Here is a 14,496-nt window from a genome sequence, read left to right as displayed (position 1 = left end):
CCTAGGCGACCCTGACCACGTACTTGCCCCGCACCCCGCCCGCCTCCAGCGCCCGGTGTGCGGCCGCTGTCTCTTCCAGCGGGAAGACCGTGTCCACCGCCGGCCGCAGCTTCCCCTCTGTCACCTGGCGGGCGAGGTCGTCGAAGAGCGCACGTTCGGGGTTGCCGCTGAAGAAGCGCACCCGGCCGCGTCCGTGGACGGCGCTGGCCGCGATGTAGCCCAGCGAGGCGGCGGGCCGCGTCAGGTCGAAGGCGATGGTGACCATGCGTCCGCCCGGCTTCAGCATCCGCCGTACGGTACGCAGGTCGGTGCCCGCCGTGTCGAGGACCACGTCGAACAGTCCCAGTTCCGCAGGGGACACGGTCCGGTGGTCGACGGCGTGGTGAGCACCGAGCGTACGGACGAAGTCGAGGTTGGCAGCGCGGGCCAGGGCCGTGACCTCGGCACCGTACGCCTGTCCCAGCTGGACGGCGGCATTGCCGACGCCGCCCGCCGCGCCCCGTACAAGCAGCCGTTCGCCGGGGCGCAGTGCGGCCTTGTCGCGGAGGGCCGTGACGGCCGTGGTGGCCACCGGCAGCGCGGCAGCGGCCACGAGGTCCAGTCCGTCCGGGACCCGGCCGAGACGCTCGGGCCGTACCGTCACGTACTCGGCGGCGCTGCCGAATCCGGAGCTGCGACCCAGGACGCCCCACACCTGGTCGCCGACCGCTACGCCGGTCGCGCCGGTGCCGAGTGCGGTGATCTCGCCAGTGAAGTCGAGCCCGATGCGCTGCGGGAACTTCCGGCCGGTGATGAGGCGAGCCCGACCGGAACGGGCCGCCAGTTCGCCGCCGTTCACGCTGAACGCGCGCACGCGCACGAGGACCTCGCCGGGTGCCGGTCCGGGACGTGGCACCCGGCCCACATACAGCACCTCGGGGCCGCCGAAGCGGTCGAACAGTACGGCTTTCATCGTGCGGTCGTCCATCGTTGCGTTCTCACCTTCGCCACCAGTGGCCGTGCGGGGGATCGTGGCGCCGAGCGTAGGCTGGCAAGCGGACGACATCGTCCATTTGACCGGAGGTGAGAGACAGCGGTGGGGGAATCCTCTCGGATCGCGGGGCAGGACAGTCTGCGGGCGGACGCCCGGCGCAACCGGCGGCGCATCCTTTCGGCTGCCCGCGTGGTCTTCGCCGAGCACGGCATCAACGCGCCCATGGCGACCGTGGCCCGGCGGGCGGGGGTCGGCGTGGCGACGCTGTACCGGCGTTTCCCGACGCGGGACGCCCTGGTGCGGGCCGCGTTCGCGCACCAGATGGACACCTGTGCTCGGGCGCTCACCGAGGCGCTGGCCGACCCCGATCCGTGGCAGGGCTTCCAGCGACTGGTCGAGACGGTCTGCGAACTACAACGGGAGGAACGGGGCTTCCCAGCCGCGTTCGTCGCGGCCTTTCCGGACAGCACGCGAGAACACGCGCGGGCACGGGAACAGGCCGAGCAGGACTTCATGACCCTGGTCCGCAGGGCTCAGGCGGCGGGCGTGCTGCGGGCCGACTTCCACCCCTCCGACCTTGCCGTGGCCCTGTTGTCCCACTGCGGTCTCGTCACCGCATTGCCGGATGACCGTGCGGCGTCCCGGCGTCTGGTGGCGTACTTGCTCCAGTCGTTCCGCGCCGAGGCGGCCCACGGAGCGCTGCCAGCGCCGAGCGCACTGTCGCTGCGCAGTCTTCCGCTCGCGGCCCACGACTCCCAGAGACAGCGGTCCTCCGGAGCCTGATACGAAGCGGCGCCTGCCGCGTGGCCGCCCTTCGGGCGACCGCGCCACTTTCACAACAGGCCCTAGTCGGCGTGCACTCCAGGAGCACCTCACGGTGCCGCCGGAAGTTCGGGAGTCCTTGCCGAAGAGGCAGGTCGTCGATGTTGTCGTTCATGAGACCGCCGAACCTGAAGTGGTCGTCGCTGAGTTCGCCTATGAGTTCACGTTGCCGGACGGCTCCATGCCCAAGGTGCCCTGCGTCTTTGTCCTGCGCGTCAGGGACGGTCAGATCATCGAGTCACGCGACTACATCGACCCGATCCGTACGTACACGGCACGCGGGGACCTCGACCGCCTCATTGCGCCGTTACGGAAGGATGTTTCCTGAGGTCCTGGCAAGGACGGTCCGGAGGAGCGTTGATGCCGCCAGGAGTGGCGATAGCCTGCCGGATCGTCAGCAACAGGGGCAACGAGTTCTGCGGGACCCGTGAGCGACGAACCCGAATCGGGCTCTGTGAAGATGAGCCAGGTTGCCGGGACTCACGGCTTCGGCTTCGACGGGCACACGCAATGGCCATCGTGTGTTCTATTTGTTTGGGTCTCGGAAGCGGCCTAGTCCCTTCCTGATGGCGTTTAGCGGTGAGCTGCCCGTCTTGGCCGTCCCTGGCACGGGCGGCCGGGGCGAACCGTCACCGCCTGTGAACTCGGCCAGTGCGGCGTGGGCTGCTTCGGCCGCCTCCTGGTAGAGATCACAGGTCTTTGTCATGGCATCGAGTGCTTGGGCGTATTTGATGACCAGGCCCTGGGCGTGGGCCAGTTCCTCGTCGAGGGTCAGCAGGTGCCAGCCCTGGCGCAGCTGTGTCAGGGCCTGCTCAGCGCCTTCGGGTAGTGGCCGCGGCAGCTTGGCGAACTCTTCGATGAGGTCGGAAAGTTCTGTTGGCTCGGAGCCGTCCAGGAACACACTGTGCACGGTGAAGTGCTCCGCGTCGTAGTGCGGGCTCTGCGGCTGCGTGGGCAGGACGACGGCGCCGCCGCGTGGCATCCGCACATTCAGCTCCCGTTTCATCGCGAAGTCGGCAACCTGCGCCTGCGCCGGTGTGGCCCGGTGCTCGACCACCTGGTGCCGCAGGCTTGGCGGCAGGAACGCGGAGACCGGCTGCTTCCCCTTCGCGTCCGGCGTCATGGCCTCATGCACCACGACATGGATGTACCACGTGTTGCGGGAGTGATCCCGCAGGCGGCGGCGCATCTCGTTCTGGTCCTTCGGCAGGTAGTTCGCCGCCCGCAGCCGCACTCCGGGTAGCAGGTCGTGGTCCCAGGCAATTCGGTCGCTGTCGGGCCAGAACATGGTGGCGGGCGAGGGCCATCGGGGGTTCCACGCCAGCTCCGCCTCGGCGGCCAGGACCCAGGTGATTCCTTCGTTGTCCGCACGACGGGTCTCATGCTCGTACGTGGTCAACTGTGCACGCACCATGGTGCTGTCGGCCACGCGCCAGCGGGCCTCGAAGAGTCGACGGGCGGACGGGCCGGGGCCGGCGGACTCCTCCCGCGGGTGCAGGACGGTGGAGCGGGCTGCCTCTACGGGGTCGAGGTCCAGGAAGTCGTCGAGGACTCCGGCTGCCTTGAGGGCGATCAAGTTGCGCCGGACGTCCTGCTCGGGTTCGGGCCCGGGATGGCACCCGCGTGCCAGCCACACGGTGTTGGGGACGGTTGTCGAAGAGCTGCTGTTCTTGGTCATGGAACCGTTCTGTGGGAGATCAAGGCCAGACCAGTATGGGCGTTGCTGCTGCACATGTCGCACTGTGCTCCCGGCGCGAGCAGGTATCTCGTGCACCGCTGCCCGCCAGCGTCTCGCAGACGTCCCCCAGGAGGACCGCCAGGAGGCGGAGCCGCCGCAGGTCGTCCCGGTCACCGGCCGCGTGGCCGCGCCGGGACTCGGGTGACGTCCGGGTTCTCAAGACAGGGAACCTGACCGACTGCTCCACCTCATGAGGCGAAGGGTGCCCGGGCGCCCCGGGCACCCTTCGCGCTGTAACAGGGTGAGCGGTCCATGGCGGCGGGGTTTTGTGTTGAGTACGAGAGCTCATGTGCGCCGGGGCGTTGGCTGACAGGATCCGCTGTATGACGAGTGGCAGACGGGTGCTGACGGCCCTGCATCTCCTCCTGGTCTGCGAGGCGGTGCCGGTGCTTGGCTTCGGGTTGCTGGTAGCGGGCTGGGGTGGTGGGGCCGGTGCGGCTGTGGCGCTCTTCGCGTTGGGTGTGCCGCTGACGGTGGGTCTGCTGGCCGTGGCGGGCGTCCCGGCGCTTGACCGTGGTGCCCCTGTGCGGCTCCGTGCAGCAGCGGCTCGGCTGGGCGGTACTGGTCTTCGTTCTCGGCACGTTCGGCGTCTTGGCAGGTCTGGCCGCCTATGGTTGGGACGTCGATCTGGGGAGCGCCAGTACCCGGATTGCGCTGGCGGGGGTGCCGTACGCCGTGGCCGCGGCGTTCTGTGTACCGAGCCGGTGGGTGCGGCTGGGAGCAGTGGCCGCGCTGGTGGCCGGGGCGGCCTATGGGGGTTTTGTCGGCCCGGCACAGTCGCGGCAGCGCCTACACGAGGCAGAGGTGGCGCGGTATCGGGAGCATCCGGAGCTGCTGTACCTGGGTGCTGCGCCGCCCGGCATGCGGGTGTCTCATGCCTGGGTAGACCCTGCTTCCTTCAGCGTCGACTACCGCGGTGTCCGGGAGGACGGGTTCGCGTACGTGGGCCTCGTGGTGCGCGTGCCGCTCACGCCGACACCTCGATGCCCCAAAATCCAGGGGAAGGGCGTGACCTGCACGCTGGACGTGCATGGCGAGATGCGCATGGTCCGCGAATTGCCCGGTGGCGGGCGCGCCGTCACTCTCATCCGCCGTCACCGTAACGTGGAAGTCGAGGTCGCCAGTTAGACCTCGATGAACCCGGGCTACGCCGTCTCCTGAACACTCTGCACCCGCTGACGGACATAGATCTGGAGACTGAGCGCGTCGTCACGGGCGTAGGCGGCGAGCATGCGGGCGAATGCCTCGGTAGCGGTCGCGTAGAAGAACGCGTGCTGCCGGGTCGGGTCGGTGATGCAGGTGAAGCGGATGGCAGGCAGGCAGGTTGCTGGGGGGCATGGCGTCTCCTATCGGGGCGGGTCTGCTCAGCGTCCCCTCGTTCAGTGATGACCATTCAGAAGGGGCCCCTTGGTGGGATTGCCGCGGACTCTAGTAGCGGTCGACGGGCTCAGCCGCGTACGTGTCGTCAGGTAGCTTTGCAGCGGTCAGCCTGATCCGTTCCGCCTGGCCGGAGCCCAGTTCCAGCGTGATGATGGTGCCTGCGGGATACGTCGTGCTGTGCACGATCGGGTTCCCGCTTGGGGCGACCAGGTTGAGCACGGTGTACCGGCGGACCTCTGGGTTGGGTTGCCTTCGAGCGGCCCTGAGCCTGGCCAGCCAGCCTCCGGCGACGGCCAGGCCGGTGACGAAGAGGCCGCCAACGATCTCTGGCAGAGATTCCTGAAGGAGGCTCACAGCGATGCCTCTCCGTGGTTCCCGGAGCGCAGTGCGGCACGGCGGTGCTGTTCGCCGGCGAGTCGTTTGGCCCTGCGCCGGACTCGCTCACCGAAGGCCTTCGGGTCGGTGGCGCCAACGTGCGTGGCGGCCTCGGCCCAGGTGGTGCCCTCGCCTTCCGCGTACGCGAACACGACCAGCTGTTCGGCCGGATCGAGGCCTCGCAGTACAGCGTTGAGGCGCTCGTCCTCGAACACCCCGCCAGCCACCCGGCTCAGCAGGTCTACGTCGACGACTACCAGGTCGTACAGGGACAGCCCGTCGCCGAGCTCCGCATCCAGCGACAGCACCCGCCCGTGCCGGGTGCGGCGCCGCCAGAGCGGCACCTGTTGTCGGTGCTCCCTACGGGCGTGCGCCTTGAGCGCGCCGAGCGCGGTCGCCGGCAGGTACCCGGTGTCATACAGGGCATCGCTCCAGCTCCCGACCAGCGCGGTCCTCAGTGCATCCCGCCATTGCGCACCGCGTGGCAGTACGAGGGCATCCTTGGCAATGCCGTCCAGGTCTGGCCCTGACGTTGCTCAGCGGCCCCACCATGTTGGCTTCAGTCGGCCCCGATTCGTGAAGATCGAGGCCCGTAGACGTCACAGCCAGCCATCTGCCTACTGAGCACTCCAGTTGCCAGACGGCACTGGAGTGCTCAGTCACAGTTGATGGCATTCAGTCGAGCCAGCGGGCCTTGTCCCCGATACGGACATGGCCGGGTTTCTCGACCGCCGCGTACACGCCGAGGGCGTTGCCGAGCTCGCGGGCGACCCAGCGCAGCACGGCGCGGTCATGCGGGACAGTAGGAGTCTCCTTGGTGATCATCACGCAGCGGTCGCACGCCTCGGTGAAGCGCAACCGCAGCGTGCCGATGGCCATCCGGCGGCCGATCCAATCGTGCTCGGGGTACCCGGTCGCGTGGTCGCCGGGCACGTCGTCGAGCACCAGGTTGGGCCGGAACCGGCTGGCGTCTATCGCGCTGTCCGGCAGTGTCGAGCCGAGGCTGCACAGCGCCGTCGTTGTCAATACATGGAGCGCGGCGTCAGGCCGGTGCGGCTCGTGCTCGGCCAGCGTGACCTTGGCCTCTACAGCCGCACTGAGCCGGCTGGCGGCGTCAGGCGCATCGGAGCGGAACCGCCGACCGTCCGGCAGGACCAGCTCGGCCACGCCCGGCCCGAGGGCGACCGCCCGCAATCGCATGAGCGCCGGAACAGCACCGGCCCAGGTGACCTCTTCCCGCTCGTCGTGGATGGCGATGCCCCGGTCACCCTCGATTCCGAGCACTCTGACCGTGGCCGCGGTCAGTCGCTCACCACCCACCGACTTCACCGGATACCGCCACAGTTGGTCGACCCGCATCCATCGCCCCCTTCATCCCAGCGGTCCGGCGACCGCAGTCGACGGCTGCCCAGGCAAGCACAGCGACGATCACCGTACTGGGGGTCATGCCGTCGTTCCACCGCCGCCTAGCTGTGACGTCTACCAGCGGCCCGATCGTGGCGGCTTGCGGCGGCACCACCTGTGAAGGCAGCGGTACGGACGCTTCCAGTTGACCCCGCCGCCGAGCAACGCGTCGCGGATAGGTGGGGCCAAGTCAAGCCGTCCGCGGCGGGGCCGATCTTCACGAATCGGGGCCGACTGAAGCCAACATGGTGGGGCCGCTGAACAACGTCAGGGCCAGTCCAGGTCATCCGGAAAGATAAATCCGTCTATGGCCTGCTGGCTGCTCGACAGCAGGCCCACCAGTTCCTGAGAGGCGGGCAGCGATCCGGGCGAACACTCGGCGGTGTGCCCCGAGTCGTCGAAGAGGCGGGCTCCCCCGTCCACGCAGAGGATCGTCACGCTGCCACTTGCGGAGGTCACCACCGGGGGGCGCGGGGCGTAGTAGTTACCAGGGCCCCAGACGGCTTTGTTCATGGGCTGGTAGGGCTCGTAGAGATAGTGCTTCGTCATGCCGGTGCGCTCCTTCGGGTGTTGGTGCTTTCCCCTCTCGGTCCCGGGGAGCGGGGTCACCGGCAACGAATCTTGCGCGCGCCGGTGTGATCCGAGTCACGGTGCGGTGCGGGCGAGCTCGGCGCGGCGGTGCTGTTCGGCGGCAAGCCGTCGGGTCTTGCGCCGGACCCGTTGGCCGAAGGCGCCCGGGTCGGTGGCGCCGGCGTGTGCGGCGGCCTCGGACCAGGTGGTGCCCTCGCCCTCGGCGTACGCGAACACGACCGCGCGCTCGACCGGGTTCAGGGCACGCAGCACGCGGTTGAGGCGGTCGTCCTCGAACACCCCGCCCGCCGTGTGCGCCAGGTAGTCGACCTCCGACACGAGCAGGTCGTACAGCGACAGCCCGTCGCCGAGCGCCGCGTCCAAGGACAGCACCCGCCTGTGCCTGGTCCGCCGCCGCCACAGTGGGACCAACTCCCGGTGCACGGTTCGGGCTTCTGCCTTCAGCGTCCCGAGCGTGGCGTGGGACAGGCGTCCGTTCTGCCACAGCTCATCGCTCCAAGCGCCCAGCAGCGCGGTGGAAACGGCCGTCTGCCACCGCTCGCTGCGCGGGATCGCTAGGACCCTGGCAGCAAGATCATCAACGATCTTGGTAGCCGGTCGGCCGAGGCGTGATGGGCGCCCCTCCAGCGCGGCAGAGTCGAGCCAAGCGTTCGCCAGGCTCTCGGGGTACACACCACAGACCGCTGCGCGGGCGTCCAGCGACGAGAGGATCTCCTCTCCCTGGATACGCGTTACATCAGCGCAGACCATTGCTTCCACGGAGTTCCGGGTGAAGCCGTCGTGGGTGGCCCAGAGCCGAACGGTCATGTCGTCGCGGTCTGGCTTGCAGGGGCCGGTGGCGGGGGCGCTCCACTCCGGTATGTCCATGTACCACACCATGGATTACTCCTTGCTCGATCGAGTGCTTCTCTTCTCGGTTCCAGGAGGAGGCCGGACCGGCAATAGATCTTGGACGCTTCGTACGGCGCAGGTCAGGGGTAGATCGGGCGCCGGTGCCCAGGAGGGCAAGAGCACGCGACACCGGGCGCTCGCTCGGCTCCGCGAGGAACTGGAAGCACGCGACTGCGACTCGGGTGCGGCGTTGGCCGCGGCCGGCCAGTGAAGATGGTTCGCGCAATCACTGCCCCCTCTCCCGGCCGACGACGCCTCGACGGCACGAGACCCGCCCCTGGACACCGCCGCGTATAGCGATCCGAGCCGGCTCCCTGCCGTCTCGGGGGCGGCAGGGAGCCCAACCACGGCACGGCCGGGCCCGGGTCAGGTGATCGGTCCGGCAGGTTCTCCGCGCAACAGGTCGGGGCGGGCATCGGCGAGGGCGAACGCCCGCTTGAGACCCTCGGCGATTCCGTGGTCGATGCGGTAGAACCGTGCTCGCTCGTCGCGCTGAAGCAACGGGTCCGTTCCGGCCGGGCCGACGCGCCGCTGCACCGCCTTGAAGCTGGTCAGAGTCCCGCCGATCTTCGACGGCGGGATCGGGTGCGTCGGATGGCCGTCGAAGTACTGCTGGACATCGTCGTACGAGGCCGTACCGCCAAGGTCGACGATCCGGCGCAGCACCGCCCGGGCCCCGGGCATCAGTGATGCGATCATGCGGAACAGCGCCTGGTCCGTCCAGCCGTCCCCGATGTCATAGCCGCTCAGATCCTGCGGGTCGGGACGGGGGTCCACTGCCGCGGCTTCCGGCCAGCCGACGGGAACGACGGGTCGCAGTCCGTAGGCGGCCTGGACGGCGGCGATCGCCTGCTCGTAGGTGTCCGTCCCGGTGTCGATCGTCAGCCGCACGCCGCCCCCTTCGAGATCGCTGCTCGCCATCTTTCCCCAACAGCCTCCGGTCCGGCCCCGTCCGGTCGTACCGACGGCCAACTCTTCATCAACGTCCTCGGCAACGCCGTCGCCACCATCGTGATCAGCAAGTGGGAGAACGACTTCGACACCGAACAGGCCCGCAAGGTCCTGCACTCCCCAACCACCACGCCGCCGCAGACCGAGCCGGACACCACCAAGGTCGGCGCCGAGAAGTAGCCATGCCCTTCGAGTGCGCTACTCACCACCACCCAGGTGCCGCTGGTGGTCACCGCCGACGGGACGACCTTGGTCCGGCCGACAGAGGCGAAGCTCGCCGCCCATGGCGGGCTGAGCCCCGCGCCCGCCGCCGAGCTCTACGACCTCGTTTGGTGGTCGGCGGGCCTGGGCGCGGCCGCAGTTGTATTGAGAACTCCCTCGGTTTCTCTTCCGCGCGGGTGCTGCGGTCCAACACGGATCCGCCGTTACCGCCCAGACCGTGATCCTGGCTACCAAGGTCTCCTACCGGCGGCTCGCTGCCCCCGGTCTGGAGGCGCTGACCGGCTGTGGCGTCTTCTACGGGTCAGCCATGGACCGCCGGTCCATGGATAAACCTTCCCCTCCCGCCCCTGCGCGGGCGCTCCTACGGTCGAGGCTGCGGGCGCTCACCGGCCCGCCGTACCGAAGGAGCAAGACCCTCATGAAGATGACCGGCAACACGATCCTGATCACCGGCGGAACCTCGGGCATCGGCCTTGGCCTGGCTGTGCGTCTGCACGAGGCCGGCAACGAGGTGGTCGTCGCCGGCCGGCGCAAGGAACTCCTCGACGAGATCACGGCCGAGCACCCGGGCATCGACGGGCTCGTCCTCGACGTCGCGGACCCCGACTCGATCGCCCGGGCCCGTGAGACCGTGGCGGCGAGCCACCCCGAGCTGAACGTCCTGGTCAACAACGCCGGCATCATGCTGCGGGAGAACCTCCTCGACCCGGCCGAACTCCCGGTCGCCGAGGATCACGTCGCGACCAATCTGCTCGGCACGATCCGGATGACGTACGCCTTCCTGCCGCTGCTCGTGGGCAAGGACGACGCGGTCGTCATGAACGTCACCTCCGCGCTGGCGTTCGTCCCCTATCAGAGCACCCCGACCTACAGCGCGACCAAGGCCGCGCTGCACTCCTTCTCCGAGAGCCTGCGCATCCAGCTCGCCGGTGCCGACGCCGGCGTCCAGGTGATCGAGGTGGCCCCGCCGGGTGTGCGCACGGCCCTGCTGGGCCAGGAGGACAACGAACACTCCATGCCGCTGGACGACTTCCTCACCGAGGCCCTCGACCTGCTGCGCGAGAAGCCCGACGCGAAGGAGATCGTCGTCGAGCGCGCCAGGTTCATCCGCGACGCGGTGGCCACCGGCACCTACGACGACGTCCTCGCCATGATCGCCGGCAGCTGACCGACCTGTTGTTTCCGACGGGAAACAACAACACGCGAGCGCTGTCACACGACGAACCTCGTCGTATCGGCCAGGCCGGGCGACGAGGCCCGGTGCCCGTCCAAAGCGTCAGGCATTCTCGACCGGTGCCGCAGGCCGCCTTCCGTGCCGACGGAATGCGGCGTATCGCAGACAGTCGGTGAATTTCCCAGCGGGGTCATGCAGGGGCAGGTGATCGTCGGGTCGTCTCGCCGCGCGCCCCCGGCGTCGGCCGTGTGCGCGGCTTCGCAGAGGCGAGAGGGGAGAGCTCAGCCATGGATCGGCGGTCTCTGGATAGCCGGGCGGGATGCGGCGAGGATGGAGGGCATGGACAAGAAGGAACTGGCGGATTTCCTGCGTCACCGGCGTGAGATGTTGCGCCCCCGCGACGCCGGGCTGGTCGAGGGAGCGCGCAGACGTACCAGGGGGCTGCGCCGCGAGGAGGTCGCGCAGCTCGCTGGGATGTCCACCGACTACTACGCCCGGCTGGAACAGCAGCGTGCTCCGCAGCCCTCAGTCCAGATCACCACCGCCCTCGCCCGGGCGCTGCGGCTGACCCTGGACGAACGCGACCACCTCTTCGTCCTCATCGGCCACAACGCACCGGCCCGCTTCCACCGCTCCGAACATGTCAGCCCGCCGCTGATGCGGGTCCTGGACCGCCTGGACGACTCCCCGGCCATGGTGCAGACCGATCTGTTCGACACCCTCGCCATGAACCCCGTGGCCGTCGCGCTGCTCGGCGACCAGACCCGCCACACCGGTCTGGCCAGTAGCGGCTACTACCGCTGGTTCATGGACCCGGCCGAGCGTCTGATGGTTCCCGAGGAGAACCACGAACGCCACGGCCGCGCCCAGGCGGCACGCCTGCGGGTCGCGCTGACAGCGGGGAGCGACACCCCCAGGGCCGCCCGGATCCTCGCCGAACTCCAGGAACACAGCCCCGAGTTCGTTCGCATGTGGGAACTTCAGGAGGTCGCCCAACGCTACGACGACTGCAAGACGATCCTCCATCCCGAACTCGGCCGCATTGAGGTCGACGCCCAGGTCCTGTTCACCGAGAACCGCGCCCAGACCCTGGTGGTGCTGACCACTCGCCCCGGCACGGAGAGCCACAGCAAACTCGAACTGCTCTCCGTCATCGGACACCAACAGCTGACCCCCTGACGTCCTGGACCGGGTACCGGGCCGGGCTCGGCGCTGGAGGGGCCGGACATGGGCACCCTGGAATGGTGCAGCCCGCACGGTATTCGCCCCGCGCTCTACGGCCGAATATGTCGGGCCCGTGCGATGTCCGGGCTCCGCGCTCAGGCCGCCCATTTGACCGGACGCTGCCTCCGTTTTACTCTCGACTACATGCGGAGGCGGCATCCGTTTTGATGTGGCCGCAGGATCACGGAAGGCAGGAGGGCGCATGAGCGCCAGCGAACAGCGGGGACGCAAGCCCCGTGCGGACGTTCAGCGCAACCGCGCAGCCCTTCTGGAGACCGCGCAGCGTCACTTCCTGCAGCACGGGGTCGGCACCTCCCTTGAGGCGGTGGCAAAGGAGGCGGGCGTCGGGCCCGGCACCCTGTACCGGCACTTCCCCACCCGGGAGGCACTGCTGGCCGCTGTGCTGCAGACGCGCTCCGAGGAACTCGTGGCCCGCCAGGCGGACATCGAGCAACTCGGTGACCCGGCCGAGGCGCTGGAGCAGTGGCTGCGGGCGATGGAGGAGTACTTCAGCGCCTTCAACGGGCTGCCGGACCCGCTCATGGCCGCAGCCCGGGCGCAGGAGCCGGCCAACCCGCTCACGATTCCCTGCGACATCCTCATCTCCGCCACCGATCGATACGTGCGAGCCGCGCAGCTCGCGGGGCGCGTGCGCGCGTCGGTGCGGGGGAACGACCTGTTCCTCGCGGCCTGTTCCGTTGCCTGGATCAAGGGCACCGGTACCGAGGAAGAGTCGCTCGACCGGCTCCGCACGCTCATCGCGAGCGGCTACCGCCAGCAGGACACCCAGGCGTAAATCGCCAGGCACCCCGCTCCGCCCCCGCAAAGCCAGGCGGCACTACCACCCATCCATCACATCGTGCTGCCCCCAGGGGCGGCATAACCTTCTGAGGAACAAATCATGAAAATTACTGTCATAGGCGCTGGCGCCATCGGCGGGAACCTCGCTGCCAAGCTCAGCACGGCCGGTCACGACGTCCAGGTGGCCGACGCCCGCGGCCCCGAGGCCGTCCGGGCGGAGGTGCTGGAGTCCGGGGCCCGCACGGCGGACCTCGCCGACGCCGTCCAGGGCCGGGACGTCATCGTCCTGTCGATCCCGTTCGGGGTGGCGGGCCAGCTGGCGGACCTGTTCGCGTCGGTGCCCGACGAGACGGTGGTCATCGACACCGCGAACTACTACCCCGGAATGCTCAGCGAGCCGATCGAGGCGGTGGACAACGGCCAGGTGGAGAGCGTGTACACCGCCGAGCTGCTCGGCCGCCCCGTGGTCAAGGCGTGGAACGCCGCGCTGGCCGAAACCCAGCGGACCAAGGGCGTCCCGGCCGGAACACCCGGCCGCCTCGCCATCCCCGTCGCCGGCGACTCCGAGGAGGCGCGGAAGGTGGCCATGAGCCTGGTGGACGACACCGGCTTCGACCCCTACGACACCGGCACACTGGCCGACTCCTGGCGCCAGCAGCCCAACAGCCCCGCCTACTGCACCGAGCTGACCCTCGACGAGCTGCCGGCGGCCCTGGCCGCGGCCGACCGCGTCAAGGACGCGGCCATCCGCGACAGCCTCCCGGAACGCTTCGCCGCACTCCCGGCCAACCCCACCGTCGACGACGTCGTCGAGATGAACCGCGCCGCCCACCGCTGAGACACCCGACGCGGCACTCGTGCACCCAACGGCATGAGAGCGGCAGCACTGGGCGCCACGAACACACACGACGAACACGAAGAGCGCGCAGTCCCCCCACGCTGCAGCCTCGGCACCCCGCTGCCTGCGAACCTCCGCAAGCCTGCAGATACCCGCAAGAGCGCATCTTGCGTCCGGCCCTTACTTCGGCTGCCGCCTCGCATGGCCTGCCGTACTGCGCTGTGCCGCGGCCGCCGTGGCGGCGACTGAGCGCCATGGAGAGGAACCGCCTTGCCCGGCACCACATCAGCCTTCACCGACATCGCGCACTCCCGACGCTCTCCCCGGCAGTTCCTGCCCACCGCCCTGTCCCCTTCGGACATCCGCGGCGTACTGGAAGACGCACAGACGGCCCCCTCGAACAGCAACACCCAGCCGTGGACGGTGCACGTCGTCTCGGGTGCGGCACGGGATGCCCTGGCCAAAGAGCTGCTCCGGGCCGAGGAGGAGGGGCGGACCTCCCCGGATTTCACCGATGGCTACGGCGAGGGCCTCTACCTCCAGCGGTCGCAGGCCCTGGGCGCGAGTGTCTACCGGGCCCGGGGTGTCGAGCGCTCGGACCGGGACGGCAGGAGGGCGGCGGTCCGCGAGAACCTGGAGTTCTACGGCGCTCCCCATGCCGCGTTCCTGTTCATGCCGGCACTCGGAGACGGGGTACGGACGGCCGGGGACATCGGCATGTACGCGCAGAACTTCCTGCTCTCGCTGGCGGCCCGGGGGCTGGCCGGCATCCCGCAGACCGTACTCGGCGTCTACGCCGACACCGTCCGCGAGTTCCTGGGTGTCCCCGCGGAACTCAAGCTGCTCTTCGGCATCTCCTTCGGTATGGCTGACCCGGCGGCACCGGTGAACACGCTCCGCACGGAGCGGGTTCCGCTGCAGCGGAGCGTGGTCCTGCATGACACCTCAGGAGTCCTAGACAGGCCGTAGTTCCTCCGCCCGCAGGAATCAACCGGCGCCTGGGCCCGGGCCGCCACTGGGTCGGCCCGCGCCCGGCGCCGCACGGCCTTTGGCAATACGGAGGATGCCTCCGTATTGTCGATGAAGTAATCGGAGGCAATCTCCGTTTCTCA

16 protein-coding genes are annotated in these 14,496 nt (G+C 69.2%); 8 read left to right on the top strand and 8 right to left on the bottom strand.

The window, feature by feature from the left end:
• Window position 1: 1 nt before the first annotated feature.
• The gene (locus tag ACN20J_RS00875; RefSeq protein WP_419664842.1) at window positions 2-967 is read right to left on the bottom strand and encodes an NAD(P)-dependent alcohol dehydrogenase; all 966 of its coding nucleotides are present in this window, start codon (window positions 965-967) and stop codon (window positions 2-4) included.
• A gap of 108 nt (window positions 968-1,075) precedes the next feature.
• On the opposite strand from ACN20J_RS00875, the gene ACN20J_RS00870 reads away from it, so the two are divergent.
• Both ACN20J_RS00870 and ACN20J_RS00865 read left to right on the top strand, forming a co-directional pair.
• Entirely contained in the window at window positions 1,076-1,756 is a 681-nt protein-coding gene (locus ACN20J_RS00870) for a TetR/AcrR family transcriptional regulator (protein WP_055612315.1), read from the top strand.
• A gap of 118 nt (window positions 1,757-1,874) precedes the next feature.
• On the top strand, window positions 1,875-2,123 hold the full coding sequence (locus tag ACN20J_RS00865; RefSeq protein WP_419664841.1) for a nuclear transport factor 2 family protein: 249 nt from the start codon (window positions 1,875-1,877) through the stop codon (window positions 2,121-2,123).
• A gap of 198 nt (window positions 2,124-2,321) precedes the next feature.
• Here the strand turns inward: ACN20J_RS00865 and ACN20J_RS00860 are convergent, their stop codons facing one another.
• On the bottom strand, window positions 2,322-3,473 hold the full coding sequence (locus ACN20J_RS00860; protein ID WP_419664840.1) for a hypothetical protein: 1,152 nt from the start codon (window positions 3,471-3,473) through the stop codon (window positions 2,322-2,324).
• Window positions 3,474-4,040: 567 nt separating this feature from the next.
• Here ACN20J_RS00860 and ACN20J_RS00855 point away from each other — a divergent pair.
• The gene (locus tag ACN20J_RS00855) at window positions 4,041-4,661 is read left to right on the top strand and encodes a hypothetical protein (RefSeq protein ID WP_419664839.1); all 621 of its coding nucleotides are present in this window, start codon (window positions 4,041-4,043) and stop codon (window positions 4,659-4,661) included.
• Window positions 4,662-4,961: 300 nt separating this feature from the next.
• On the opposite strand, the gene ACN20J_RS00850 is transcribed toward ACN20J_RS00855, so the two are convergent.
• From ACN20J_RS00850 to ACN20J_RS00825, 6 genes are all read right to left on the bottom strand, one after another.
• Entirely contained in the window at window positions 4,962-5,267 is a 306-nt protein-coding gene (locus ACN20J_RS00850) for a hypothetical protein (protein ID WP_364197840.1), read from the bottom strand.
• Complete coding sequence (locus tag ACN20J_RS00845; RefSeq protein WP_419664838.1) at window positions 5,264-5,632, bottom strand: hypothetical protein; 369 nt, start codon at window positions 5,630-5,632, stop codon at window positions 5,264-5,266. Before ACN20J_RS00845 ends, ACN20J_RS00850 begins: the two co-directional genes overlap by 4 nt.
• 331 nt (window positions 5,633-5,963) lie before the next feature.
• Window positions 5,964-6,647, bottom strand: coding sequence for an MOSC domain-containing protein (locus tag ACN20J_RS00840; RefSeq protein WP_189845793.1), 684 nt, complete (start codon window positions 6,645-6,647; stop codon window positions 5,964-5,966).
• A 312-nt stretch (window positions 6,648-6,959) separates the two neighbouring features.
• Complete coding sequence (locus ACN20J_RS00835; protein WP_419664837.1) at window positions 6,960-7,241, bottom strand: hypothetical protein; 282 nt, start codon at window positions 7,239-7,241, stop codon at window positions 6,960-6,962.
• 96 nt (window positions 7,242-7,337) lie between these two features.
• Window positions 7,338-8,162 carry a hypothetical protein gene (locus tag ACN20J_RS00830; protein WP_419664836.1) on the bottom strand — a complete coding sequence of 275 codons (825 nt, stop codon included), beginning with the start codon at window positions 8,160-8,162 and terminating at the stop codon, window positions 7,338-7,340.
• A gap of 378 nt (window positions 8,163-8,540) precedes the next feature.
• Complete coding sequence (locus tag ACN20J_RS00825; RefSeq protein WP_419664835.1) at window positions 8,541-9,095, bottom strand: hypothetical protein; 555 nt, start codon at window positions 9,093-9,095, stop codon at window positions 8,541-8,543.
• A 670-nt stretch (window positions 9,096-9,765) separates the two neighbouring features.
• On the opposite strand from ACN20J_RS00825, the gene ACN20J_RS00820 reads away from it, so the two are divergent.
• The 5 genes from ACN20J_RS00820 to ACN20J_RS00800 all read left to right on the top strand — a co-directional run bounded on the left by ACN20J_RS00820 (window position 9,766) and on the right by ACN20J_RS00800 (window position 14,353).
• On the top strand, window positions 9,766-10,515 hold the full coding sequence (locus tag ACN20J_RS00820) for an SDR family oxidoreductase (RefSeq protein WP_189845767.1): 750 nt from the start codon (window positions 9,766-9,768) through the stop codon (window positions 10,513-10,515).
• 345 nt (window positions 10,516-10,860) lie between these two features.
• Window positions 10,861-11,700 (top strand): helix-turn-helix transcriptional regulator, encoded by an 840-nt coding sequence (locus ACN20J_RS00815; protein WP_364197850.1) that lies wholly within the window; start codon window positions 10,861-10,863, stop codon window positions 11,698-11,700.
• Window positions 11,701-11,947: 247 nt separating this feature from the next.
• A complete protein-coding gene (locus tag ACN20J_RS00810; RefSeq protein ID WP_419664834.1) occupies window positions 11,948-12,541 on the top strand; it encodes a TetR/AcrR family transcriptional regulator in 594 nt (197 codons plus the stop codon).
• A gap of 105 nt (window positions 12,542-12,646) precedes the next feature.
• Complete coding sequence (locus ACN20J_RS00805) at window positions 12,647-13,384, top strand: NADPH-dependent F420 reductase (protein WP_419664833.1); 738 nt, start codon at window positions 12,647-12,649, stop codon at window positions 13,382-13,384.
• Between the two features lie 270 nt (window positions 13,385-13,654).
• The gene (locus ACN20J_RS00800; protein WP_405541219.1) at window positions 13,655-14,353 is read left to right on the top strand and encodes a nitroreductase; all 699 of its coding nucleotides are present in this window, start codon (window positions 13,655-13,657) and stop codon (window positions 14,351-14,353) included.
• Window positions 14,354-14,496: the final 143 nt, after the last annotated feature.

The sequence above is a fragment of the Streptomyces sp. 2-1 genome, assembly GCF_048564895.1.
In the GTDB taxonomy this organism is placed as follows: Bacteria; Actinomycetota; Actinomycetes; order Streptomycetales; family Streptomycetaceae; genus Streptomyces; species Streptomyces phaeochromogenes.
This window is presented reverse-complemented; position numbering and strand designations above follow the sequence as displayed.

Coding starts and splice junctions, on each gene's coding strand:
- ACN20J_RS00875 (WP_419664842.1), bottom strand. CDS start 967: ATGGACGACCGCACGATGAAAGCCGTACTGTTCGACCGCTTCGGCGGC.
- ACN20J_RS00860 (WP_419664840.1), bottom strand. CDS start 3,473: ATGACCAAGAACAGCAGCTCTTCGACAACCGTCCCCAACACCGTGTGG.
- ACN20J_RS00840 (WP_189845793.1), bottom strand. CDS start 6,647: ATGCGGGTCGACCAACTGTGGCGGTATCCGGTGAAGTCGGTGGGTGGT.
- ACN20J_RS00835 (WP_419664837.1), bottom strand. CDS start 7,241: ATGACGAAGCACTATCTCTACGAGCCCTACCAGCCCATGAACAAAGCC.
- ACN20J_RS00830 (WP_419664836.1), bottom strand. CDS start 8,162: ATGGTGTGGTACATGGACATACCGGAGTGGAGCGCCCCCGCCACCGGC.
- ACN20J_RS00825 (WP_419664835.1), bottom strand. CDS start 9,095: ATGGCGAGCAGCGATCTCGAAGGGGGCGGCGTGCGGCTGACGATCGAC.
- ACN20J_RS00820 (WP_189845767.1), top strand. CDS start 9,766: ATGAAGATGACCGGCAACACGATCCTGATCACCGGCGGAACCTCGGGC.
- ACN20J_RS00815 (WP_364197850.1), top strand. CDS start 10,861: ATGGACAAGAAGGAACTGGCGGATTTCCTGCGTCACCGGCGTGAGATG.
- ACN20J_RS00810 (WP_419664834.1), top strand. CDS start 11,948: ATGAGCGCCAGCGAACAGCGGGGACGCAAGCCCCGTGCGGACGTTCAG.
- ACN20J_RS00805 (WP_419664833.1), top strand. CDS start 12,647: ATGAAAATTACTGTCATAGGCGCTGGCGCCATCGGCGGGAACCTCGCT.